The organism is Alteromonas sp. KS69, from assembly GCF_003989595.1.
Classification (GTDB): Bacteria; Pseudomonadota; Gammaproteobacteria; order Enterobacterales; family Alteromonadaceae; genus Alteromonas; species Alteromonas naphthalenivorans.
The window spans coordinates 162,239-186,641 of the sequence record NZ_PYHU01000048.1 but is presented as its reverse complement, the minus strand read 5'-3'; the positions used below and the strand labels follow the sequence as shown (position 1 = coordinate 186,641).

At 44.0% G+C, this 24,403-nt stretch carries 18 protein-coding genes; 5 read left to right on the top strand and 13 right to left on the bottom strand.

Annotated elements, in window-relative coordinates; genetic code table 11:
• Nucleotides 1-89: 89 nt before the first annotated feature.
• Nucleotides 90-3,134, bottom strand: a complete 3,045-nt coding sequence (locus C7Y69_RS20145) for an efflux RND transporter permease subunit (RefSeq protein ID WP_126873964.1) — start codon at nucleotides 3,132-3,134, stop codon at nucleotides 90-92.
• Nucleotides 3,135-3,137: 3 nt separating this feature from the next.
• The gene (locus C7Y69_RS20140; protein ID WP_013784835.1) at nucleotides 3,138-4,211 is read right to left on the bottom strand and encodes an efflux RND transporter periplasmic adaptor subunit; all 1,074 of its coding nucleotides are present in this window, start codon (nucleotides 4,209-4,211) and stop codon (nucleotides 3,138-3,140) included.
• Between the two features lie 155 nt (nucleotides 4,212-4,366).
• Between C7Y69_RS20140 and C7Y69_RS20135 the strand changes: the two genes are divergently transcribed.
• Nucleotides 4,367-4,984, top strand: a complete 618-nt coding sequence (locus tag C7Y69_RS20135) for a TetR/AcrR family transcriptional regulator (RefSeq protein ID WP_126873963.1) — start codon at nucleotides 4,367-4,369, stop codon at nucleotides 4,982-4,984.
• A 132-nt stretch (nucleotides 4,985-5,116) separates the two neighbouring features.
• Here the strand turns inward: C7Y69_RS20135 and C7Y69_RS20130 are convergent, their stop codons facing one another.
• From C7Y69_RS20130 to C7Y69_RS20105, 6 genes are all read right to left on the bottom strand, one after another.
• Nucleotides 5,117-8,272, bottom strand: coding sequence for an efflux RND transporter permease subunit (locus tag C7Y69_RS20130; protein WP_126873962.1), 3,156 nt, complete (start codon nucleotides 8,270-8,272; stop codon nucleotides 5,117-5,119).
• A 10-nt stretch (nucleotides 8,273-8,282) separates the two neighbouring features.
• Nucleotides 8,283-9,437: an efflux RND transporter periplasmic adaptor subunit gene (locus C7Y69_RS20125; RefSeq protein ID WP_126873961.1), complete on the bottom strand. Its 1,155-nt coding sequence runs from the start codon at nucleotides 9,435-9,437 to the stop codon at nucleotides 8,283-8,285.
• 167 nt (nucleotides 9,438-9,604) lie between these two features.
• Entirely contained in the window at nucleotides 9,605-10,714 is a 1,110-nt protein-coding gene (locus tag C7Y69_RS20120) for a GGDEF domain-containing protein (protein WP_126873960.1), read from the bottom strand.
• A gap of 10 nt (nucleotides 10,715-10,724) precedes the next feature.
• Nucleotides 10,725-11,339, bottom strand: coding sequence for a membrane integrity-associated transporter subunit PqiC (locus C7Y69_RS20115; RefSeq protein WP_126873959.1), 615 nt, complete (start codon nucleotides 11,337-11,339; stop codon nucleotides 10,725-10,727).
• Nucleotides 11,340-11,463: 124 nt separating this feature from the next.
• A complete protein-coding gene (pqiB, locus tag C7Y69_RS20110; RefSeq protein WP_126873958.1) occupies nucleotides 11,464-13,098 on the bottom strand; it encodes an intermembrane transport protein PqiB in 1,635 nt (544 codons plus the stop codon).
• Nucleotides 13,095-14,237, bottom strand: a complete 1,143-nt coding sequence (locus C7Y69_RS20105; protein ID WP_083820155.1) for a paraquat-inducible protein A — start codon at nucleotides 14,235-14,237, stop codon at nucleotides 13,095-13,097. Before C7Y69_RS20105 ends, pqiB begins: the two co-directional genes overlap by 4 nt.
• A 202-nt stretch (nucleotides 14,238-14,439) precedes the next feature.
• Between C7Y69_RS20105 and C7Y69_RS20100 the strand changes: the two genes are divergently transcribed.
• Complete coding sequence (locus C7Y69_RS20100; RefSeq protein ID WP_126873957.1) at nucleotides 14,440-15,570, top strand: hypothetical protein; 1,131 nt, start codon at nucleotides 14,440-14,442, stop codon at nucleotides 15,568-15,570.
• A 98-nt stretch (nucleotides 15,571-15,668) separates the two neighbouring features.
• Here the strand turns inward: C7Y69_RS20100 and asnS are convergent, their stop codons facing one another.
• A complete protein-coding gene (gene asnS / locus C7Y69_RS20095) occupies nucleotides 15,669-17,066 on the bottom strand; it encodes an asparagine--tRNA ligase (protein ID WP_013784826.1) in 1,398 nt (465 codons plus the stop codon).
• A 292-nt stretch (nucleotides 17,067-17,358) separates the two neighbouring features.
• On the opposite strand from asnS, the gene C7Y69_RS20090 reads away from it, so the two are divergent.
• Nucleotides 17,359-17,754 (top strand): hypothetical protein, encoded by a 396-nt coding sequence (locus C7Y69_RS20090; protein WP_013784825.1) that lies wholly within the window; start codon nucleotides 17,359-17,361, stop codon nucleotides 17,752-17,754.
• Here C7Y69_RS20090 and C7Y69_RS20085 read toward each other — a convergent pair.
• A complete protein-coding gene (locus C7Y69_RS20085; protein ID WP_013784824.1) occupies nucleotides 17,747-18,715 on the bottom strand; it encodes a calcium/sodium antiporter in 969 nt (322 codons plus the stop codon). The genes C7Y69_RS20090 and C7Y69_RS20085 overlap by 8 nt on opposite strands.
• Nucleotides 18,716-19,055: 340 nt before the next feature.
• Between C7Y69_RS20085 and C7Y69_RS20080 the strand changes: the two genes are divergently transcribed.
• The gene (locus C7Y69_RS20080) at nucleotides 19,056-20,555 is read left to right on the top strand and encodes a RimK family protein (protein WP_126873956.1); all 1,500 of its coding nucleotides are present in this window, start codon (nucleotides 19,056-19,058) and stop codon (nucleotides 20,553-20,555) included.
• A 2-nt stretch (nucleotides 20,556-20,557) separates the two neighbouring features.
• The gene (locus tag C7Y69_RS20075; RefSeq protein WP_126873955.1) at nucleotides 20,558-21,769 is read left to right on the top strand and encodes a GNAT family N-acetyltransferase/peptidase C39 family protein; all 1,212 of its coding nucleotides are present in this window, start codon (nucleotides 20,558-20,560) and stop codon (nucleotides 21,767-21,769) included.
• A 197-nt stretch (nucleotides 21,770-21,966) separates the two neighbouring features.
• Here the strand turns inward: C7Y69_RS20075 and C7Y69_RS20070 are convergent, their stop codons facing one another.
• The 3 genes from C7Y69_RS20070 to bioA all read right to left on the bottom strand — a co-directional run bounded on the left by C7Y69_RS20070 (nucleotide 21,967) and on the right by bioA (nucleotide 24,380).
• Nucleotides 21,967-22,248 carry a hypothetical protein gene (locus tag C7Y69_RS20070; RefSeq protein ID WP_013784821.1) on the bottom strand — a complete coding sequence of 94 codons (282 nt, stop codon included), beginning with the start codon at nucleotides 22,246-22,248 and terminating at the stop codon, nucleotides 21,967-21,969.
• Between the two features lie 213 nt (nucleotides 22,249-22,461).
• Entirely contained in the window at nucleotides 22,462-22,983 is a 522-nt protein-coding gene (locus C7Y69_RS20065) for a DUF2937 family protein (protein WP_126873954.1), read from the bottom strand.
• A 119-nt stretch (nucleotides 22,984-23,102) separates the two neighbouring features.
• On the bottom strand, nucleotides 23,103-24,380 hold the full coding sequence (gene bioA / locus C7Y69_RS20060) for an adenosylmethionine--8-amino-7-oxononanoate transaminase (protein ID WP_126873953.1): 1,278 nt from the start codon (nucleotides 24,378-24,380) through the stop codon (nucleotides 23,103-23,105).
• Nucleotides 24,381-24,403 lie beyond the last annotated feature (23 nt).

Genomic DNA, 24,403 nt, shown 5'->3' with positions numbered 1-24,403 from the left:
AAACCATATAATCAGCGATGCTAACATCAATAAAAAAGGTGCGTATAAACGCACCTTTTTTGATTCTTTCCTAGTTTACAGTAAACAAACTAACTGGCTTTTCGATAGCTTACTTTGAACAAAATGCTATAGAGAACAGGCACTGCAATAAGCGTTAGAATGGTGGCAAAGGTTAGTCCGCCCATAATCGTCACTGCCATATCTGCAAAGAAGGCATCGAATAACAGTGGCGCCATACCTAAAATAGTGGTTAATGCAGCCAACGTTACAGGACGCAAACGGCTTAGCGTTGCTTCTACTATTGCCTTTTTAATTTCTAGCCCTTCTTCAATTTGTAAATCTATCTCTTCAATAAGTACGATGGCATTTTTAATCAACATACCAAATAAACTCAAGAACCCAAGAAGTGACATAAAGCCAAATGGCATATTGGTAGACAGAAGCCCTGTCACTACACCAACTATCGCCATAGGCACCACTAACCAAATGATCAGCGGCTGACGAGCGTGTCCAAATAGCAGTACAGAAATAATGAACATCACTAAGAAACCCACAGGTAAACCTGCACCAAGCGCCGCTTGTGCATCGCTAGAGCTTTCAAACTCACCACCCCATTCAAGGGCATACCCGGCAGGAATGTCCATCGCTTCAATTTGAGGGCGAATACGGGCAAATGCTTTCGCGGCAGTTTCATTGTCGCCTGGCTCAGCCTCTACGGTGATGGTACGCAATCTATCTCTACGATGAATACGTAGCTCTTCTGTCACTATATCTAAACCGCTCGATACCTGGGTAAAAGGCACGTACTGACGTTGCTGAGAAGACCATACTTGGCTCTCTCGGACTGATTGAATGGCGGTGTCATCGGGATGCCCCATTTTTGCCACAATACTGTAAGCATAATCACCGTCTTGCACACTGCCTAAACGCAACCCGCTACTAGCATACTGCACCGTTTGACTGAAGTCTGAGTGAGACAAGCCCGCAATACCGGCATTGTAATTATCGTACTGGGTATTAATAGCCACGCCTTTTTCACGCCAATTGTGGCGAATATCTTTAATATTGCCATCAGCGAACATCAAGCCTTTCGCTTCTTCGGCGAGGGTACGTAACACTTCTGCATCAGGGCCTGAGAAGCGTGCTTCAAGCTTAGCGCCAGAACCTGGACCAAACTGCATACGCTCTTGGTAGAAGTTAGCATCAAGGTCAATATTATCGAGCAAGCCGGAAAGCTTTTCTTGAACGGCAGGAATATTCTCTAACTCATTAACCCGTACCATGAAAAATCCATAGTTTTCATTGGCACTTTTGGGCGCGTATGTAAGCGTGAAACGATCTGCTCCTTGACCAATAATGGTGGTGACAGCCGTTACATTTTCTTGCGCTAAAATACGTTGCTCAGCTTCTTTAATGATTTTTTCGGTAGCGCGAATATCACGATCTTGTGGGCCCCAATAATGCACAAAGAAAAGCGGTGCATTTGAGGGCGGGAAAAAGCCTTGTTTTACCATACCGAAACTGCCGTAGGCCACCACGGTAATGACCACCAGTACGGCAATGGTCACCCATCGTAATTTTAATGCCCCGGTGAGGGTTTTGGTGAACCAGCGCTGCAACACAGTAGGTTCATCGCCATCGGTTTGCTTCACGCCTTTACGAAACACTAATTCGCCAAGCACTGGCACTAAGGTAACGGCTAGTACCCAGCTCATCATTAAAGAAACTAATACAACAGCAAATAAGGAATATAAAAATTCACCGGTAGCATCATCAGATAACCCAATTCCCGAGAAGGCCGCGATACCTATTACTGTTGCACCTAATAAAGGCCATTGTGTTCGCTTCACAATAAAGCTTGCCGCATCTTTGGCCGACGCGCCGGTAGCCATTCGCAGCATCATGCCTTCGGCCACTACAATCGCGTTATCTACTAACATTCCCATGGCGATAACCATAGCGCCAAGGGATATGCGTTGAAGCTGAATATCCATAAGCCACATGATAAGAATAGTGCCAAGTACGGTAACTAACAGTACTGCGCCTACCACTACGCCAGAGCGCCAACCCATGAATAGGCACAACGTCAGAGTAACGACGACTACCGACATCACAAGGTTTGAAATAAAGCCATCGACCGACTCATCAACCACCGAGGCTTGGTCGTAAATGGGGGTAAGGGTAATCCCCACAGGAAGGGTATTAAGTAGGTGATCCACTTTGGCATTTACCCGGTTGCCAACATCAACAATGTTCACGTTAGAAAGTGCTGAAACCGATACGGTTAATGCTTCTTCGCCATTATAACGAATAAGTTGTGACTGGATATCTGCAGGCTCTAATTTAAGCGTGGCGACATCGGAAACGCGAATAGAGCGATTGGTACCTGGAATAACTAACGAAAGGTTAGATATTTCTTTAATTTTATCTGGTGCCCGCTCTACGATTAATCGTACATTCTTTTCATCTACCAACACTCTTCCACCATTAAAAGGGCGCAAGTTATCTTCAAACAGCGAGGTTAAATCAGGAAAGGAAATACCTAATCCGGCAAGCTGATAAGGATTCACGTAGGCAACTATCTGTTCGGTTTGCACACCACTTACCGTGACTTTTGCTACCCCATCTGTGGTTAATAAGTCTCTGCGAATTAAGCGCGCAAATTCCCGTAATTCACTGGTGGTAAAGTCGGGGGCGCTCAAAGCGTAGTAAAGGCCGTAAACGTCACCAAAGTCATCAAAAACTACAGGGTCTTGTGCACCTGTCGGCAAGGATGTAGCGGCGTCTCGTAAACGTTTCCTAAGTTCATCCCAAATTTGTGGAAGTTCAGTACTGTCATAGTTGCTTTTAACTTCGACAGTAATTTCAGATAAGGCTGGCGAAGAGATTGATGTGAGTTCTTTTAGTTGCGGCATTTGCTGGATAGCAATTTCTAATGGTTCGGTAATTTCCCGTTCCACTTTCTCTGCGCCAGCGCCAGAGTAGCTGGTGTAAACCTTCACCTGTTTAATCGTGAATTCTGGGTCTTCTAAACGACCAATATTGGTCATTGCAATAATACCGCCCAACAGCAGTATCACCACCATTAGCCATACATTTACGGGTTTATCAATTGAATAACGAGCGATATCCATAACTTACTTTTCTCCCTCGTAAGGAAGAACCTTCATGTCTGCTCGCATTTTAGTTGCGCCTGCTGCAACCACCTTTTCACCCAGCGCTAATGAACCACTTAGTACTGCGAAATCCTCGTGAATGTGTTCAACAGTAACGCTAACTTTGTTCACTAATTTACTGCTTTCGTTATATACCCAAACCCCAAAACCTGAGGCTTTGTCACCCACTAACGACTGTACTGGGACAACAACACCGTCAGGAAATGGTGAACCCTGTAAGCTCACTTTCACAACAGCGCGAGCGCCTGGCGTAAGAGGTAAATCTGCACGTGGCTCCATAGCAAAGACGACTTCGTAAGTTTGCGATACAGGGTCGGGCTGAGTGTTGTGCTCTACATAATTAACTGGATACCACTGTGTTTCTTCTGTCGTTAACGATGCACTAGCTTGCTCTATTCCACGATTAAGGTTCGCGGTGAGTAGCCTTTCAGGCACGTTAATATTGAAGTAAATTTTAGAGACATCTTGTAATCGAGCAATAGGCGTTCCGGCGGCTACAAAGCTATTATTTTCAACAAGACGCTGAGAAACCTTGGCATCGAAAGGTGCATATAATTGGGTATAACTTAAATCCTGCTTTGCCGTTTTTAGTTCTATTTCAGCTAATTCGTAGGTGGTTTTTGCAGTATCAAGGGTACTTTGCGCAACCAGTTTTTGCGCATACATCTTTTCAATACGGTCCAATTCGCGTTTAGACTGTTCCAAGCGGGTGCGTTGTTCGTCAACACGGCGTTCGAAAGGTTGTCTGTCAATCGTGGCTAACAGCTTGCCTTCTTCAATATCGTTACCTGTCGTTAAGTCGGTTTGAACTAATCTACCTGATACTTCAAAGCTAAGATCCACCGTTTTTACCGCAGAAACGACTGCCGGAAAGGTAAATTCATCAAATGCAGGAACCGTGCTCACCTCGGCAAGTTTCACATAGCGGGGGGCTACCGTTTTATTTTGTATGTCATCCTCTGATGTACAGCCAGCAAGGGTAAGAACAGACAAGGCAGTAAACGCAACAAGGTGACGAATTCGCGAAATGGGCATAGGAAATTATCGATCCGTATTTGTGGTGAACACAGTATAGACGACTATATTCACTATAATTAAAGTAAACTGTGCGGTGCATTTTAAAGATCATCCATTGAAAAGTAAACTGTGCAGTGTAAAATGGCTACATAATATTTTTAGACAGCAAAATTATGACTAGCACTACACGTACCCGAAGTGATGTTAAGCGAGATGCCATTATTCAAGCGGCAAAGCACGCATTTCAGGAGTTTGGCGTAAATGGAACCAGCATGGATAAATTGGCTGAGCTAGCAAACGTGTCTAAAAGAACAGTGTACAACCATTTCTCAGCGAAAGAAGAGCTGGTTATGAATCTCATTAAAGAGCAGTGGCAATCGGCCCTTGTTGATATAGGTGCGCCTTACAATCCTAAGGCGTTGTTGGCTGACCAACTTACCGATCTTATTATGGCCGACATCAACTTTATGAGCGGTGATGAGCACTTAGAGTTGGCTCGTGTAGCTATTGGCCATTTTTTTTACGAACCTAATCGTTTAAAAGACGAAGTTGCTCAACTTCAAGCCCAAGAAAAAGCCATGCATAGGTGGTTAAAAGCCGCAAAAAAAGACAACCGTATGGATTTTGATGACATTGAGCAGGTGGTTGAAGAGTTGGATAGCCTTGTAAAAGGACAGTGTTTCTGGCCTCAATTGTTTAAGTTAGAAGACCCACTTACTGAAGCGCGTAAGTTGCAAATTGCAAAAGGCGTGACTGAACTGATACTTTGTCGTTATGGCGTGAACACTTAGTTCAAAGCAGATGCAATAAGGCTGCGAAGCTAATCAGCATACTAGTGAACCCCACAATATTTTCTTTCTGCGTCTTAATATTCCCACCGCTATACACCAGTGGGAATATTGTTAGACGTTAAAAAATCTTACCTAGTTGCCATACTCAATCTCAACCTCCACCTCAGAATCATTTGCACGAGATCTACGAAAGATTTTACGTTTTATCCACGAAAACGGTACGGCTAAGTCGAGCATGATTAAGTACAAGCAAGGCACTAAAATTAATGTGACCAGTGTGGCGTAAAGTACGGCAAAACCGAGTGCGGCGGCCATGGGTACGACGAACGCCGCTTGTAGGCTACTTTCAAACATAATCGGCAGTACACCGGCAAAGGTAGTAATCGAAGTCAGTGTGATAGCCCTGAAGCGCGCACTGCCAGCTTCTGTTACCGCTTCTTTAACACTGTAACCTTGTGCGCGGCGTTGATTAACAAAGTCTGTCATTACTAGGGAATCATTTATCACCACACCAGCGGCGGCTATCAGACCAAAAGTAGACATCATGCTTAAATCTAGGCCGAGCCAGAAGTGGCCCCATATAGCTCCAGTAAAGCTAAATGGAATAACCGACATTATGATAAGCGGTTGCCCGTAGCTTTTAAGCGGTACGGCCAGAAGAATATAGACCATAATCATCGCGGCTAAGAAAAACAATAATTGCTCACTTTGCTGCGATTGCTGTTCTTCAATATCCCCGCCAAGCTCGGTCATCACTGATGGGAATTCTTCCTGTAACTGTGGAAGTAGTTTTTCCTTAATCTGCTCTACCACTTCGTTCGGCTCTACCGCCTCTTCATCGATATTGCCCCACACATACACGCTACGATATCCACCTTCACGGCGGATATAACTGATGCCTGGTTTTTCTTCTAACAAGACTACATCGCCAAGTAATACATCACGACCTTCAGGCGTTTTAATAACGGTATATTTCAAATCAGCAAAACGCTCACGGGTAAGTTCGGGATAGCGCACCATTACCTTCACTTCTTCGCCATTACGAATAACGCGTTGTGCTTCGCCGCCATAGAAGCTAGCGCCAACTTGAGAGGCAATGTCAGAAAGGGTTAAACCTAGGTGATAGGCCACCGGCAACATAACTAATTGCACTTCTTTGCTGGCAGGATCTATGGTTGAACTAACGTCAAATAGTCCATCTTGTTGTTGAAGCATTTCAATAAACTTCAAACCTGCAGCGTTCAATGTGTTGATATCAGGGCCGAATAAGAGATAGCCAAATTCACCATCATCACCATTTCCGCCATTCACATCGTCTATCACGGTGAACGACTTCATACCGGGAATGTCCGGTATGGCTTCTCGCCAGCGCCTTGCTAACTCGAAGGTATCAATAGGGCGTTTGTCCTCGTGCACCAACGGAGTCAGAATTTGGCCTTGGGTACGCTCATTGTTGAAGGCCAGTCTGTCGCGGATCATACCGGTGCCAAACTCTTCAATAACTTGTTCTTCAACGTCTAAAATAGTTTGTTCTATCGTTTTTAACGCTGTGATGGTGGCGGTATCTGACACGTTTTCATTCATTTCAATGCGAACGCTAGGAAAGTCATGAGGCACTTTCGGATTAGGCACCATTCGCACATAGTTTGCGTTGATTAGCCCGATACTAATCATCAATATCCCAAAGAATAGGAAAAACACCGCCCAACGCCACTTTAACGCGCGCTCAACGGTGCGTTTATAAGGACCGTTTACAAAGCTGTAGAATCGGGTGTTAAATTTATCCCGCCAGCTTCCTTTTTTAATCGGTGTAAAGTGTGTATGGGCAATATGTGCTGGTAGTATTAGCTTCGATTCAACTAAGCTGAACGCTAAGCAAAAGATAACCACAATTGCGATATTGTAGAAGAAGGCACCTTCAGGGCCGCTACTTAGGGTAAACGGAGCGAACACGGCAATGGTGGTCAAAACACCGAATGTAGCTGGCGTAGCAACACGCTTTGCGCCCCGTACTACGTTATCAATGCCGCCGCCTTTGCTTTCTATTTCGGTATAGGCACTTTCCCCTATGACGATGGCATCGTCTACCACAATACCTAGCACCATAATGAAAGCGAATAACGAAAGAATATTAATACTGATGCCAAATATCGGCATTAGCATAACAGCACCTAAGAAGCATACCGGTAAGCCTACCATTACCCACAAGGCCAGCTTGAAACGTAGAAATAGGGTTAGCATCAAGGCGACAAGAATGGAGCCTTGAAACAGGTTTTTAAGCATCATATCTAAGCGAGCATTCAAGTAGTAGGTCATATCTACCAATATTTCTAAGCTCACCCCATTGGGAAGGGTTTTATTTCTTTGCTCGATATAGGCTTTCACCGTGTTAGCCACGGGGATGGTATTTTGCGACTTAGTCGCACTTACCGACATGTAAATGGCGTTTTTACCATTGTATTTAAAGTATCGTTCGCCTTCGGTAAAGCCATCTTTAATTGTAGCAATGTCACCCAAAGTGACTTTGGCCCCTGCAGTGCCAATCTTAACGGGAATTTGGGCAAACTCATTTCCGCTGTAATACTGGTTTTCTACCCGAACAGAAATGATGCCTGCATTAGTACGGAGCTGACCGGCTGATATGTTAGTAGAATAGTTGCTTATTGCACGGCTAACATCGGCAATGCTAAGGCTGTATTTACGCAACATTTCTGGCTTTATTTCAATGGCAATTTCATCACTGGGTGTAGACACTTCTACTAAGGACACGTTGCCTAGTTGAAGCAGTTCATCTTCAATCTCATTGGCGATGATTTTAAGCTCTGGAAGAGGTAAATCGCCCACCAATGGCATTTCAATCACGTCTTGTTGAAACTCAATTTGCGATATATTTACCGGCTCCATTCCCGCAGGGAAGGTAGCAATACCGTCAACTCTCAGTTTAACTTTATCGAGTACATCGGTGAGTTCTTCATCGGTATCAATTTCAAGTGTTACGGTTCCAGAATCACGAAAAGCGCGGGCTACTGTTCTTTTAATCTCGGTAACGTCTTTTAGCGCCTCTTCTACTTTAATAAGAATACTTTCTTCTATTTCTTGTGGAGATGCACCAGGATATTGTGCCGACACCGTAATGTAGTTTATTTCGATGTTGGGAAACATTTGGCGCTGAATCGTAAAGTAACTGGCCAAGCCCATCAAAATGATAAATATCATTAATAGGTTCGCGGCTACGGCGTTATTGGCAAACCACGCGATAATGCCCGTTTCTGAATTTGTTTTATTCATAGTGACGCTCCTATTTCGCGGTGTCGCTGCTCGCCGCAAAATCAGCGCTGTTATCGATGACTTTTACTTCCATGCCATTTTGAGGGTATTCAGGTAAAGACATCACCACTTTGTTCGGGTTAAAAGTGCCTTGAATAAGAAAGTCGCTGCCATCTTCACGAATAACCTGAATTTTTTTCGAGACCAACTTACTTTCTTCATCTATTGTCCAAAGCGTGCGGTTGGTGACTAATTCTTGAGGAATACGGTATACATTTTCTAGCGTCTTACCTTCAAAACTTATCGTGGTATAGGTACCGAATTTCACGATAGGTTTAGTTGCATTCAGGGCGTAAGGGTCTTCAATTCTGGCTACAAAATGGGTCATTCTGGTGGCACTGTCGATAACGCCCGTGTCACGATGAATTGTCGCGGTAACTTGCGTTTTGCTTACATCGTCAAGGGTAAGTATCGCTTTTGTTCCTAGGGTGTTTTCATCTAAGAATACCCGGTCGAACCCCGCGATAGGGAAGGTGATTTCTGCCTGCTCAATATTATTGATAACCGCCGCGGTTGTGCCTTGGGTAACATAATCGCCGGTACTGATCTCTCTTGAAATAATAAGGGCATCATAAGGGGCAGCCACTTCGCAGTTATCTAAGTCGCGCTTGGCAATTTTGAGTTGAGCTTCTGCCGATTTAACCGATGCTTGTGCGCTCATAACTTGCGGCTTTCTAAGATACAAGTCGGTGACCCTTGCATCAGGCATAGATTTGGCCTCTCGAGCCGCTACATCCGCTTGAGCTTGCTCTTGTATTAATTGGGCTTGTGCGCTGGAAAGGTTAGCTTGCGCGAGTAATAGCGCTGCCTCGTAGGCATCTTTTTCAACCGAGAATAATACTTCACCTCGTCGAACCAGTCCGCCACTTACAAATTTGGGGTTCCAAGACTCGACTTCACCCGAGACCTGAGCAGCAAGGTTTGTACTTTCTAGTGGCTGCACTTCCCCATATGAAGATAATGTGATGACAGAGCTTTCAACATCAATGTGCTCGATAGTGACGGTGGGACGGGTGTCTACCGCTTCAGTTATGGCTGAATCTGAGGCAGAGGCCTCAATGCCTTTCATTATAAAGTAACTTACTACCAAGATGGCAACGGGAAGTATGAATTTCATCCATTTCATAATCGGGTCTTTTTAAAAAAATTAGCTGAGTGGAGTTTAACGACAAACTGTGTCTAAGTTATTCATCAATTGTAACTAAACGTGAGTCAATAAATGTAAAGACTCAGGGAGACCAATGCTTGCATACGTAAGGGGATTGAGGGAGGGAATATCTTTGGTTGATTAGTCTAGCGACTACTTTTACGCTTGTGCTCTGTTGCGGTACATACTTTATTTCTACCGTCATTTTTTGCTTGGTATAACGCTTGGTCGGCCAAGTTTAACGCAGTAGTGAGTGTCATAGACGGCGTAATCTCGCACACCCCAAAACTTGATGTAACACGGTGCGATTTGTTATCAACCGGAATGGCATTAGCACTCAGGTTTTCTCTTATTTGTTCAGTCACCATTCTCGCATCTTGCTCATTGGTTTCTGGAAAAATAAATAAAAATTCTTCGCCGCCCCATCGTGATAGACCATCTTGAGCGCGCAAGCGACTGCTGAAAACGCTGGCAACCTTTTTTAAAACCTCGTCACCCGCATCGTGTCCGAAGGTATCATTTATAGATTTAAAGCGGTCGATATCAGCGAGCGCGATAGAAAATGGTTTTTTGTTTCTCTGCATTCTGCTGAGTTCTTGCTCAAGCTGCTGCTGCCCGCCTCTACGGTTTAAAATGGTGGTAAGGGGGTCGTATCTGGCTTGACGTTTGAACTGTTCGCTCAGGTACACGGCCGTATTGTAGCTACGTTGACGGCTATATTCATAAACTGCGGATAGGAAAGAAACCGTGATGAAAGTATAAACAATACGCGTTTTAAACTCGAAAGAATACTCTGTCGCCAATAAGGCATTATCGGGTGTAAAAAATATGACAATAATAACTGCGGCAAAACCTGTTAGCGCCATTAGCCCCCGGCGAAAACCGGTAAAAAACATGGTGACGGAGGGAACGGTAAATATCCAAAGAGGCCCCGTATTTTCACTACCACCAGTCACGACTAGTATCAGCATAAGTGACATTAGACAGGCAATTAAAACGGTAGCAGAAATGAAACTGCCTCGCTTTGCCCCTATCATTGCTTGTAGTTTATGAGATATTGCAAACAGTATGGTGGCAGAAAATAACACGCAGGTTAAGAATGTTTCTTGTGCAAACAGTGCCCGAAACCCAAGTAAAAAAGTCACGGTCATCCCAACCGCAGAGAACATGTTAACGACTCTGATTCGACGATTTAGATCGTCAGACAGAGATGCGTCGGTTCCAAGGTCTACAAACTTTTTAATGGCACTAATCATAAAAATAGGGTTATCCCTTTGTGGCTTCGCTAGCGATATTTTCCGCCAAGGCATGAATAGCTTCTCGCATCACTTCGATACTTGCAGGGAATCCATCAACTGCAAGGGGGAGTGTGTACTCAAAATCCGTTGCTGACTGCGATTCGTCGATATGTTTTACAGTGTATTGACCGCTCAGAATAATATCGCCTTGCCATGTCGCGATAAAGTCGTCTATCTGTAGGGTTAAATAGTCATTAGCCTCTTTTGCATTCATATTGTGGGTAACTAACATTACACCTTGGGAGCGCAACGATGCTTTTAATGACTTAGTAATACCCTCATCAAGTGGCTCGGCCCAAAGGTGATCAGTCGCGATATGTAAACTGGTAGAGCTGGTTTGATAAACAAGGCCACGCTGTTTTAGATAGTCGGGAAGGATAATCTTATTTATTAATAAACGATGGGGGGGAGTTTCATACTCATTTGCAAAAGACGAAGTCGTTGAATGTAGCAAGTAATATTGCAGTGCGCTGCCAGATGAAGCACAGCCTACTAGTGAAGCGCCAAGAAAAGCAGCGAAAATTAATCTTGCTCTAATAACTTTGCAAACCAGCGCATTCCTATTGTTAATAAAAGTGTTCATTATTATCCTTACAGTACATAGATAGCGCTTAGCTCAGCCGCTTCTAGGTTGGCATTTACTTGCCCACGCAAACCCAGAAGCCTTATACGTATTTTAGTTCTTAGTTGACTAAGTTTCTACTTCGCTAATTTTTCGCTTTTGGTTCAATACCAGAGCTATTGCTATCAGTAAAAATTAAGCTATTCGGTGACTGATTCAGCTTTAATAACAAAGGCTGAAGATTACGCATAGTATCTTGCATAGTATCTACCGTTTCTTTGATTTCAGACTGGCTCAAGCCCCCTTCGCTGTAGTTTTTTAACAAGCTGTCTAAGCTTATCAATACTTGATTTAAGTTAGTGTTAAGCAGCTCTGTATCTACATTTTCAATAAGCAAATCAAAGTCATCACTCGCCGTTTCAACAGACTGCGCAGCCAGTTTCATATCTTCCACGGCCAATAATACGTTTGATACCATGTCACCCAAAGGCAGTTGATTTATCTTGTCTAAAATCGCATCTGCTTTTTGCGTAATTTGCGTAAACTCGTTAGATACAGTTGGGATCACTTCGTAACCGTTCAGCACCGCTATTTCATCACTGTCGTCAGGTTTTGAAACGTGCTGTAAGTCTACAAAAAGACCACCGGTGAGTACATTACCCATTCGGAGGGTAGCCCTTAAATCTTTACGAAGCCAATTGCGTATGGTTTGTTTGATGGCATTCAAGCCTTCTTCTGTGTCCGGCTGTCTGACTTTTCCAGGGTAGATGTTAATAATGACGGGGATGGGATAATCCCGTTCAAGTATGTTGCCTTCCACGGCAGGAAACGAGTTAATAGCCGTTACATTACCGATTTCAATACCTCGGTATTCAACGGGGGCGCCTACGGTAAGCCCACGAACACTTTCATCAACTAAAAGCACATACTCGGCGGTAAGCTTGTACCGTGCATTGGAGGCAGTAGCAATATCGCCGTAAATAGTAAAAAACGCGTTCTCTACCACTTGCTCACCAATTTGAACCCCTTCAGGTACACCAAAGGTAATACCGTTGGCTAACAGGGTTTCTAAACTGCCGGTTTCCATTTTTACGCCGCTTGATTCAAGCTTAAGCTTTACGCCGCTTACATCCCAAAAACGCGTATTCTCGGTAACAAGCTTATGGTAGGGGGCTTCAATAAACGCATCGTAGTACACCACACGTTCTTCAATATTAAAGACCGCATCTTTAAACTCACCGACTTTGAAGCCTTTGTAAATGATGGGGTCGCCTGGTTTATAAGCAAACTCATCATCGCTTTGCAGAATGACGTGTAATCCAGGTGTGCCAGCAGGTGTTACCGGAGGGCGCTCGAGGGCGATAAAATTGAGCTGTTCTTTACCGCTGTCATTCGCAGCCATGGCGATATAACTACCAGAGAGTAAGGTGTTTAGACCGGACACTTCTGAAAAACTAATTCGCGGGGCTACCACCCAAAATTCACTTTTATCGGTAAGTAGGTGAGATGCATTGGCATCGATGCGCGCAGTTACTAATACACCGTCCAAGTTAGGCTTAAGCGTAATTTTTTTCACTTGCCCCACATCTAAATCCCGCACTTTGATTGGGGTTTTGTTAACTTCAATGCCAGTGGCAGATTGTAACTCTATGGTGATTAGAGGCCCTTGGTTTTTCCATTGTTGATAAACCATCCAGCCACCAACCACGACTACTAATATGGGAATGATCCATATACGAGAGATTGATTTTGTGGACGTAACTTTTGCCTCTTCTGTCATGGTAGTTGTTTCCAATGCTGCCAAATTAACCGTGAATCAAATGTCATCGCGGCTATCATCGTAGTAAAGACCACCGCGCAAAACGCAAGCGCTGCGGGGCCAGGGAAAATAGAAAGTGTATTACCCATTTGAATCAATGCAACCAATACCGCGACAACGAAAACATCAATCATAGACCAGCGTCCAATTGCTTCGGTGATGCGGTAATAGCGAATGCGTAATTGTGTAGAGCCTGTTCGGCCCAGTTGAACACTTAGATTCAACCAACACAGAATGATAATTTTAGCGACTGGTACCACTACGCTGGCCACTAAAATAATAATGGCGATGGGGTAGGAGCCCCCCTCCCACAGCGTGATCACGCCGCCTATAATGGTATTTGGGGTTTCTTGACCAAAAAATTCAGTTCGCATGATAGGTAATACGTTAGCGGGGATATACAAAATAGTTGATGTAAGTAGCAGCGCCCAAGTGCGTTGTATACTGCCACTGGCTTGTTTTTCTTCTAAAGGTTTTGGCGGTGGTAAGTTGCCTTCGTGCAGCCACAACGCAAACCCTGTACTGTCAAAGTTCGACATAGAAAGAGCCATAAATGCGGTAAAACCAATAAAAGCGTAAAAAGACATACCAATAGCTACATCGGCGAGTTCGGAGACTTTTATCAAACTAACTAATGTTCCAACTAAGAATATCTCGGCCATACTCCACGGTAGCAAGGCTCTTACCCAATAAAACATTCGCTTAATAAATGGGGTTCTTGCATTGTTTAAATGTGCTAACCCAAGGGTAATAAAACCTAAAAGCACCATGCCGGGTAAAATTAACGTCGCTAATCCGGTAATAATAGCCAACGATAAATAGTCATTTTCCATTAAAACAGAAAGACCACCGGGAAGATCGATACTATGCTTCTGACCACTTGATTTAAAAGTCAAAAAGTTAAAAGGTAGGGATAGGGCCAAGAACACAAACGCACTTATTGAAAACGCCAAAAGCCGCTCGCTCGCATTTCTCTTAAATGTGAGCAAGGTATGATGGCATCGAGGGCATACTGCCCGTTCTCGATGATTCAATTCTGGCAATACAACGCGATGATGGCATTGTTCGCAAACGAGGGTTAACCTATTACCTTCAGCCATAGGGGTAAGAAAACGACTACCTTATTTTAAATGGAAACATCGAACTGTAGATCCAAGCCTTAGAGCCGGAATGTATACCCAAACTATAAAAACGACGGTTAAACCGTTGAATTGTAATTGTTAACAGAATAGCGTATTCCACGGTTAGCGGGAAGCTTCGCTGAGAAGTACAACTAAAAATAATCACAACATAAGACATTACATGAACATAAAAATTCAAATCCAGCGCCGCTTTGGGGTATTTAAGCGCGTAATCGAGCGTGGCTTACTAAAACGATCTTCAAGGGGAACAACGTTTTGGAAAAGCCTGAATTTGGCGCAGCGTTGTTATGCTGCTGCAACCTTGGTGTATTTTAGTGAACTGTTTTTCGATATTCAGGGTGTTTTCTTTAACATCGTAATTGGCGCATTGGTGACGATTGCCATTCTTCATGAATTCTGGCCAAGGTTCATGGTGGTATGGAATAGCTTACCAGGTAAAGCTTTGATCCTTTTCATTTATGCTGTAATCGCCAATTTTGCGTTGGCTTCGGCAAGTGGATTAGTGAATAGCGTTTCGGGTGTCAGCGCAGCATCACTGCCTTACAGTCATAATTTCGCCATTATCCTCATGCTACCAAGCTGGTTTTTTATCACCACGCTCTTAGCGCTGGTACTTGTTCAATTAGTCATGCCGCTGTACTTAATTGCATTACTGCTGCTAAAGCCTTTTGGCGTTCATGGCTTATGGCATGCGCCAGACTACCGGTTTGTGTTCACCACTGCTTTAGTCCGCTACTTATGGACGATATTGATATTGGTAAAGGTGTTAGAAGTGTCGATGGAATCGGGGGTGGTGAGCTTTTTCTCAGACACGCCCTCTGAAGTCGTGTCGACCAGCTCTGAAGTTGAAGATAAAGGTGTGAATGATGCCCAAATCGGCAACGCAAAAAAAACGGTTAGGTTGGCTGACGCTGCTAATAATTTAAAAGGGCTGATTGAGGCGGAATTTGAAGCTGAGCGTAAATCTTCTGCAGTTCTCGAAGCCGATTCAAAAGCATTACCAGATGCTACCTCGCCAGGCTCAACCGAAGATGAAAAAGTGGTTAGCTTTGACCTTGCTGCTCAAAGTGCTAAGTTTCGACTTATGCAGATGCAATTGCTTGCTGAGTTTATCTTCCATTATGAAGCTGATGAGTTCTCTCGCTGCGCTAACCCCGAAGGTACACGAGTTGTGGAATTGAACGACTATGAAATTTTAACTATCAGCCTTTTAGAAAATAATGATATTGGCTATTCCTATACGGTAATACCGTGTCGCTCAGCAGCGATTGGCAATGGCATAACGCCTTAATAAAATAGCGTGAAGTTATGAGTGGTAAGAAACGCTGACTGCAGAAAACAAAAAGCCAGCACAAGGTGCTGGCTTTACATAAACAAGATTTCCGACATTTAGAAGCTTGCGTTACCTGGTGTACGTGGGAATGGAATAACATCACGTACGTTTTGCATACCAGTCACATAAGCAACCAAGCGCTCGAAACCTAGTCCGAAACCAGAATGAGGTACGGTGCCATAACGGCGAAGGTCGCGATACCAAGCGTAGTCTTCTTTCGACAATTCCATTTCTTCCAAACGGGCATCGAAAACATCAAGACGTTCTTCACGCTGCGAACCACCAATAATTTCACCAATACCTGGTGCAAGGACGTCCATAGCTGCAACGGTTTTACCGTCGTCGTTAATACGCATATAGAATGCTTTAATATCCTTAGGATAGTTTTGCATAATGATAGGCGCGCCAACATGTTCTTCGGCTAAATAGCGCTCATGCTCAGAAGATAAATCAATTCCCCATTCAACAGGGAATTCGAACGTCTTTTTGCAGTTTTGTAGAATGTCGATAGCGTCTGTGTAGTCCATGCGAACAAAGTCAGAACTCACTAGCTTTTCTAAGCGTTCAACGGCATCTTTTTTAATGCGCTGAGCAAAGAAGTTCATGTCATCTGGCAGCTCTTCAAGTACGGCTTTACATACATATTTCAGCATATCTTCAGCTAACTGAGCAATATCGCTCAAATCAGCAAAAGCGACTTCCGGCTCAATCATCCAAAATTCAGCCAAGTGGCGAGATGTGTTCGAGTTTTCTGCGCGGAAAGTAGGCCCAAAGGTATAAACCTTAGACATAGCTGTACAGTAAGTTTCAACGTTCAACTGACCCGAAACGGTAAGGTAAGTTTCTTTACCGAAGAAATCTTCTGAGTAATCAACGTTACCTTTGTCGTCTAGTGGTAAGTTCATCATATCTAATGTAGATACGCGGAACATTTCACCAGCGCCTTCTGTGTCACTTGCGGTTAAAATTGGGGTTGATACCCAAAAGTGGCCGCGTTCGTGGAAGAAGCGATGAATGGCCTGTGACAAGCAGTTACGCACACGGGTTACCGCACCAATTACGTTAGTACGAGGGCGCAAGTGAGCGTACTCTCTCAAATACTCGATACTGTGACGCTTAGCTGACATTGGGTAGGTATCTGGGTTTTCTACCCAGCCTAATACCTCAACCTCAGTTGCTTCAATTTCTACCGATTGGCCTTGGCCTTGAGATGCTTTTACCACACCCGTTACCGATAGTGAGCAACTTGCTGTTAAACGCTGTACGTCAGCGTAATTTGACAGAGAACTCAGTGCTACCACTTGAATAGGGTCAAAGCAACTACCATCGTGTAGTGCTATAAAAGATAACCCAGCCTTAGAGTCGCGGCGTGTTCTTACCCAACCTTTAACGGTTACCGATTCGCCAACTGCGTACTTACCTTTAAGCACGTCGACAACGGGCGCATGCGTCATGTTAATTTCTCCGTCTCACTGATTTATGCTGTTTTGTGTCATTATCCACACGCAACAACAATGTGCATTTGCACTAATAATGGTTTTTACGTCAATCTTTTGGATTTTTTGCCGATAATTCAGCATGTTTTAGAATTTTCATCCTGAAAAAGCGAGATAGCACTTAGTCATTTTAAAAACGCGAGAATGGCGTTTACAAGAGGACTAAAAATAAATACCGCTAATAACGCATAATCCAATAGCACGCTAGTATACTCAACCTAAAGCGGGATGCCAGAGAACAGAGTGACAAATGGGAAATAAATATAATCCGTACGGTGTTGAAGAGCGACGTTCAAGACCTAGAACCGAAACGAATTTCTTTCGTGTGATGCTGGCCCTGAATGTACTAGGGTGGTTAGCATTGGTCGTAACCCTGGTTCTATTTCACTTTGCGCGCCCCGATTTTATCAGTGGCGTTCAAGAATATTGGGGCATTGAAGGCGATACAGGCTGGTCGGCTGAATATGTAAAAGCCATGCAAATCATGCTGCAAGTGTGTTTGTTGGTGAGCTTGGTGAGTATTGTAATGCGCGCCCGCCGAAGCAGGCGACAGGGCGATCAATTCGGTTTTAATTTATTCGTATTGGCCAGCATAGCTGTGATTAGCCTTATTACGCTGGCCACTACCATGGGGGCTGCTACATAAAGGCAATGCTAATGAGCCAATAAGTGTAAATGGCGTAAGCTGCCACAAAAGCGCCACCTTCTACTCGATTTAAGCGCCCTTGGCGTTTAAAGCCGATGCAAAATACAAATAGTGCCACAGTGGCTGCTAGCATCACCACTACATCGCGATACAAGAAATCTGCACTGACTGACATAGGCTGAATAGTACCCGCAATACCCACAACAGCTAATGTGTTAAACATATTCGAGCCAATAACATTACCTATGGCTAAGTCATGCTCACCTTTTTTCACCGCTATTAAAGAGGAGGCGAGTTCAGGTAACGACGTACCAATGGCAATAACCGTTAAACCAATGATGGTATCGCTAACACCAAAGTACGTAGCAACTTCAACGGCTCCCCACACTAACATGCGAGAGCTAGCCACTAGCAGTAATAGGCCGGTAAGAAGCCATACAATGTGGGTTTTGATTGTGCCTTCAGATGCATTGATTTCCTCGCTGTATTCATCGGCGAGTTTATCTTTACTGCCTTGCATGCCGTGCCAAATACTCCAAGAGATCAGCAATACAAATAAGCCAAGTAAAGAGAATGCATCATCCTTTGATACCGTTTGGTCTAGCACCTGCCAAGAGGCAAAAAAAGTAATGCCCAGTAGTACGGGAATTTCTTTTTTAATAATGTTCGATTTAACCGCAATAGGGCTGATAAGCGCGGTTAATCCCAAAATAAGCAGTATGTTGGCAATGTTTGACCCGTAGGCGTTACCCAATGCAATACCCGAGTTCCCTTGAATAGCGGCGAAGATTGAGACAATGATTTCAGGGGCTGACGTTCCAAAACCAATGATGAGCATACCAATAAGAAGCGGAGACACCCCAAAGTGATTGGCAACAGATGCCGCGCCGCCTACAAATTTTCCTGCACTCCATAGCAAAACCGGCAGCCCAATAAGAATGGCTAAACTGGCTAATAACATACAATCTCCTACTTGTTTCTCTAAAATATGTTCGCAGTATTTTTTATAAAAAAGCTAAGTGAAAACGATCGCTTTCTTCGGCTTTCGCCTCATTTCGGCTGAGTGTGAATCACAGACTAGCGCCTTCTAACGTGCGACAGCTCTTCGCTATCAATAACCCTACTGGATAGATTAGTTTTCGTTGTCTTAACGATGAAAAAAAGCCGTGCTCAATTCGCTTTGCAATTTTCACTTTCGGCGTAAACTCAGCGCCAATCTTACTCGAGCGGTAGTGAGTATTACTTCAAATATCGCACTACTCGAATTGTAACTTACTTAATATTATTTAGAAGCGAATTACATGCACAATACGTTGATTGTGGCTGACGATGTTACGCCATTTAGCGAAACAGCGTTAACGGTACTTACCTTTCAAGATTACTTGGCGGAGTTTCCGAAGCTTAATGAACCAAAAATACGGGTGATAAACCTGTGTGATACTACCCGCTATTTAAGCCAAGGGTATTACTGTTCATTGTTAGCGCAGGCGCGTAACCATTTAGTATTACCCGGTGTAAATACCATAAACGATTTACGACTAGCAGAAGCACGCAGTGTGGATAGGCTGCCTTTTGCATTGTCGCTACCCGTGGATGAAATTGACATTCCTACTGCACCTTTATTAGTACTTTTTGGTGAAGTTAAAGATCAGCGTTTCAAGCGTGTCGCCCGTCAAGCGTTTGAAAAATATCCGTGTCCAATTTTGCTACTTACCCTGTCGGTATCTGATTCCCGTGCAGACAAAAAGGAAGGTAAAAAAGTAAGTAGTAAACATAATGTGGTTGGCTTTGCTGATATTGCTGCGAAGCCCTTTACCGCGCTAGACAGTAAACAACAGCAACAGTGTATTGCACAGTTAGAAAACTACACTACGAAACAGTGGCGCGCTTCTAAAGTAAGTAAGCGCACTCGTTGGGATATGGCTATTTTAGTTAACCCTGATGAGTCGACGCCTCCTAGCGATGAAAGAGCCATTCGTCACTTTGTAAAAGCGGCTGAGAAGGTGGGTTTTAGAGCTGATGTGGTTTCACGTTTGTCGCCTGAAGATTTGGGGCACTATGATGCGTTATTTATTCGTGAAACTACGGCGATAGACCATCATACCTACCGTTTAGCCAGAGCGGCTGAGCGAGAAGGGGTGATAGTGATGGATGATACCCAGTCTATATTGCGCTGTTGCAATAAAGTGTTTTTACAAGATGCGTTTACTTATCAAAAAGTACCGGCACCGAAAGCCACCTTTGTGTCGAATTCAGATGATGAAACCTGCGATAAGCTTATTGAAGAATTCGGCTTACCTTTGGTATTGAAGTTGCCAGAAAGTTCGTTTTCAAGGGGGGTTCACAAAGCAGAAAGCCGCGATGTGTTAAAAGCCCGATTAGTCGAGATGTTAGCAGAATCTGCCTTAGTACTGGTTCAAGAATATATTTTTACCGAGTTTGATTGGCGTATTGGTATGTTGGGCGGTAAGCCGATTTACGCGTGTCAGTATTTTATGGCGCGAAATCATTGGCAAATTTATCACCATCAAGGCGAGCGTTTTTCATCCGGTGGCTTTACTACTATGCCAACCTTTGAAGTACCTAAGCCGGTATTGCAGGCAGCAATTAAAGCAGCAAAGGTTGTGGGTGATGGTTTATACGGTGTAGACATCAAGCATTCAGGCAATCAGGTATACGTGATTGAAGTAAACGACAACCCGAGCATAGATGCTGGGGTGGAAGATAAGTATTTAGGCAAAGCCTTGTATGAGTTAATTATGCAAGAATTTGCGGACAGACTAGAGCGGCGAGGACGATAAGCATGAACAGTGCACTTGCTTCTGAATACAATAAACTTTTGCATGAATATAAAGGTGGGGATGAAGCTGAAAAGAATGCTGCGAACAATGTTAAATTGAGAAAAGCTACGTTAGATGATGTGAAACAAATACAACACATCGAAAACACATGCTTTAAAAGCGATAAGCTGAATGTCCGTCGTTTTCGTTTTTACGTTACGGCCAAACATGCTGAATTTTATATTGCCGAGCATCACACCGCACAAGGAGTTACTCTAGCGGGTTATGGATTACTGTTGCTGCGCAGAGGAACACAACTTACTCGGTTGTATTCCATTGCGGTGTTGCCCGAAGCCCGTGGTTTAGGAATCGCTGAAAAGTTGATAGCGAGACTAGGGGAGCAGGCGTTAGCCAGGGGAAAGCGCTTTATGCGCCTGGAAGTGTCTGCAGACAATAAGGACGCTATTTCACTTTACCAACGGCTAGGCTTTAAACAGTTCGGTATGTACGTTGATTACTACGACGATCATTCAAATGCCTTGCGTATGCAGAAGGTACTGGTGACATCGAAAGCCATGTCTCACGCTATATACCCTTGGTATCAGCAAACGACTGAATTTACCTGTGGGCCATCGGCACTGATGATGGCCATGTGTTCGTTGCAAAATAACTATGGAATGAACCAGCAAAAAGAATTGGCGATTTGGCGTACGGCGACCACAATATTTATGACGTCAGGTCATGGCGGTTGCCACCCTATTGGATTGGCGCTAGCGGCACAATTGGAAGGGTTTACGGCAGAAGTTCTGATTAACCAGCCTTTGCCATTGTTTGTAGATGGCGTAAGAAGTGAGCATAAAAAGCATATTGTTGGGCAAGTAGAAGCTGACTTTTTGCTTCAAGCACAAAAAAGCAATATGGCTATTGCTACTGAAGAGTGGCGGGTTGATGTTATAGAACAGGCCCTAGATGCTGGTAAAGCAGTGGTGTGCTTAATAAGCACCTATGCATTTGATAAGAAAAAAGCACCACATTGGGTGGCTATTACCAGTTACGATGAACAATGCTTTTACTTGCACGATCCCGATGCTGACGAAGGCAATAGTCAAAACGAAAGTCAGCGTGTTGAATTTCAACACATTCCGGTGGCAAGAGACGACTTTGTTCGCTTAGCCAGTTACGGTACACGCAAAGTGCGTACGTTAGTGCTATTGTCTACAAAAGCTGCTACGTAAATAACCGGTATATTAAGTACTAATTTCTAAAGCCTTATGTAGCTACAAAGGTATGCCCAATAGCCAAGATTGCTTCAATAATAAAAGGCGCAGTTGTTTTCACAACACTAAGAAACAAAAACTAAGGTAGAGCCTAAAAGCCTTTGTTTGAGAACCTTTGTTTGAGAAGCTTGAGTTAGAAAATAGCAGCGCCTTTGTTAGTGCTTAACCTGCGCAATCGTAACTTCTTCATTTAGCGCGTTCAAGCGGCTAACTAAACCTGATAATTCCTTAACTGAACCAGAGTAGGCAAGTTGCTTGCTGGTATGTTGACCTTTCACCGCAGATTTAAAAATGGCTGTGCTTTCGAAGCAGGCTGTTTTCTTATCAAGTGCGTTCCATTCAGTCTGTAACTCGTTAGGGATGCAATGACGTTTTGCACTAATTTTGTCTTTTATTTGCAACACTTTCCCAATAAGTAATTGTGCGTCAGTAGGCATTATGATTCTTCCTTACTATTTAACTAACTAAAATAATTGCGTTTTTTGTAATTGGCATAGTTTGTTTATGCTGAAACAATAAAACTCGTAATAAGGTTGTTGCATGGAGAGTGCCAAATTTGCATAGAATTTACTCAAAGTGCATTTTAGAAGAAAAAAGTAGGAGAAATAGACAGGGAAATAGATAGGGAAATAGGCAGCGCAAAAAGTGCGTTAGCGATAGCTGGCGTGCCGCGGTTTGTGCTTCAAGTGCCTAACTTGGCAGTAGCAAAGGTAAGGGCTCCACAATAATAAATTAACTAGCAAAGCAGTAATAAAACTGAAAATAATGGAAGATGGCGTAAGCGGCACCGACGGGCTGAAATTACCCAACACCTTTTGCAGCGTAGGCGCGTTTGAAGGGGAGACCATATACCAGGCTTTTTCATAATAATGCCCGTACTCAAGGGTCTTGACCCCTTGCTCTATATGGCTTAGCTTGGTGTAAAGCGCCGATTTACGTTCTGCATCTGCCCTCACCACAGCTTCACTGTTTTGCCTTAGTGCATTTAACATTGCCCCCACTGATGCATAGCCATGCTGCGTTGCTAATGCCGACATGGCCGACACTTCTTCGCGGGTTGCATCGTAATAGCCGCTTAAATACTGTCTATAGTGATCGGCTAAAATAGGCACTTGCAATGCGGCAACAAACAGAGTGGCAAAAACGATTTTATCGACAACGCGTATGAACATATAAATGACTGACCTAAAGTTATTTTTCAGCAATTAAAAGCATATAAATTTTATTAGACCAGTCATCGCACCCCTTAATTTTCACCCCTATTTTTTGCCTTGTTTTTTAACCTTATAAGTCACCTTACTGTCCGGCTTAAATAAGTGTAAATAGCATGGGTGAGTTTGCTCAGCTGGTCTGGGCTAATGATGTACGGAGGCATAATGTATACCAGCTTACCAAAAGGCCGTATCCACACACCTTGTTTTACAAAATGACGCTGAATATCGGCCACGTTAACAGGGTGAACGGTTTCAATAACACCTATTGCGCCTAGCACTCTTAAATCGGCTACCGTAGGCAGATTGGCACATTTTGACAGTTCAGTGTGTAATTGTTTCTCAATGGCGGGGATTTGTTGCTGCCAGTGATTTTCATTAATAAGTGCCAAGCTGGCGTTTGCCACGGCGCAAGCCAATGGGTTACCCATATAAGTAGGTCCATGCATGAATACACCGGGGGAGCCTTGGCAAACACCCAACGCTACATCTTCAGTACATAGGGTGGCCGCTAGGGTCATGTAACCGCCAGTAATAGCTTTTCCTAAACACATAATGTCTGGCGAAATGCCGGCATGTTCACAGGCGAATAGCTTGCCTGTTCGCCCAAATCCCGTAGCGATTTCATCACAGATAAGTAGCACGTCGTAGTTGTCGCAGAGTTGGCGGCAGCGTTTTAAATATTCAGGGTGATAAATACGCATACCGCCCGCACCTTGAACTACGGGCTCAAGAATAAGCGCTGCCATTTCATGATGATGATTTTCGAACAGCTCGGCTAAAGGTAAAATGTCGTCTTCACTGAACGTCTGGCCGAAACGGGTTTGTGGGGCTGGGGCAAATAGTTGTTTGCTTAATACACTCTCAAATAAGCTGTGCATGCCGTTTACCGGATCGCATACCGACATGGCCGCAAACGTATCGCCATGATAACCATTACGCGGTGCCACGATGCGTGATTTTTCAGGGCGGCCTTGGCACGCCCAGTATTGAATGGCCATTTTGATAGCCACTTCTACCGAGACCGAGCCGGAGTCGGCTAAAAAGACCCGTTCAAGACCATCAGGCACCATTTCTAGAAGCGTGCGACATAGGTCGACCGCTGGCTGGTGGGTAATACCGCCAAACATCACATGGGAAAAAGCATCTATTTGGCTGTGGGCCGCTTGGTTTAATACAGGGTGGTTGTAACCGTGAATGGCCGCCCACCAACTCGACATGCCATCTACTAAAACGTCGCCCGTTGAAAGCGCAAGCTCTGCTCCTTTAGCGCCAACCACTTCATAGCAAGGCAAGGGGTTGGTTGCTGACGTATAAGGGTGCCAAATGTGTTTCTTATCAAAATCTATATTGTTCAAAATTCAACCGTTAGTAAAGCTTT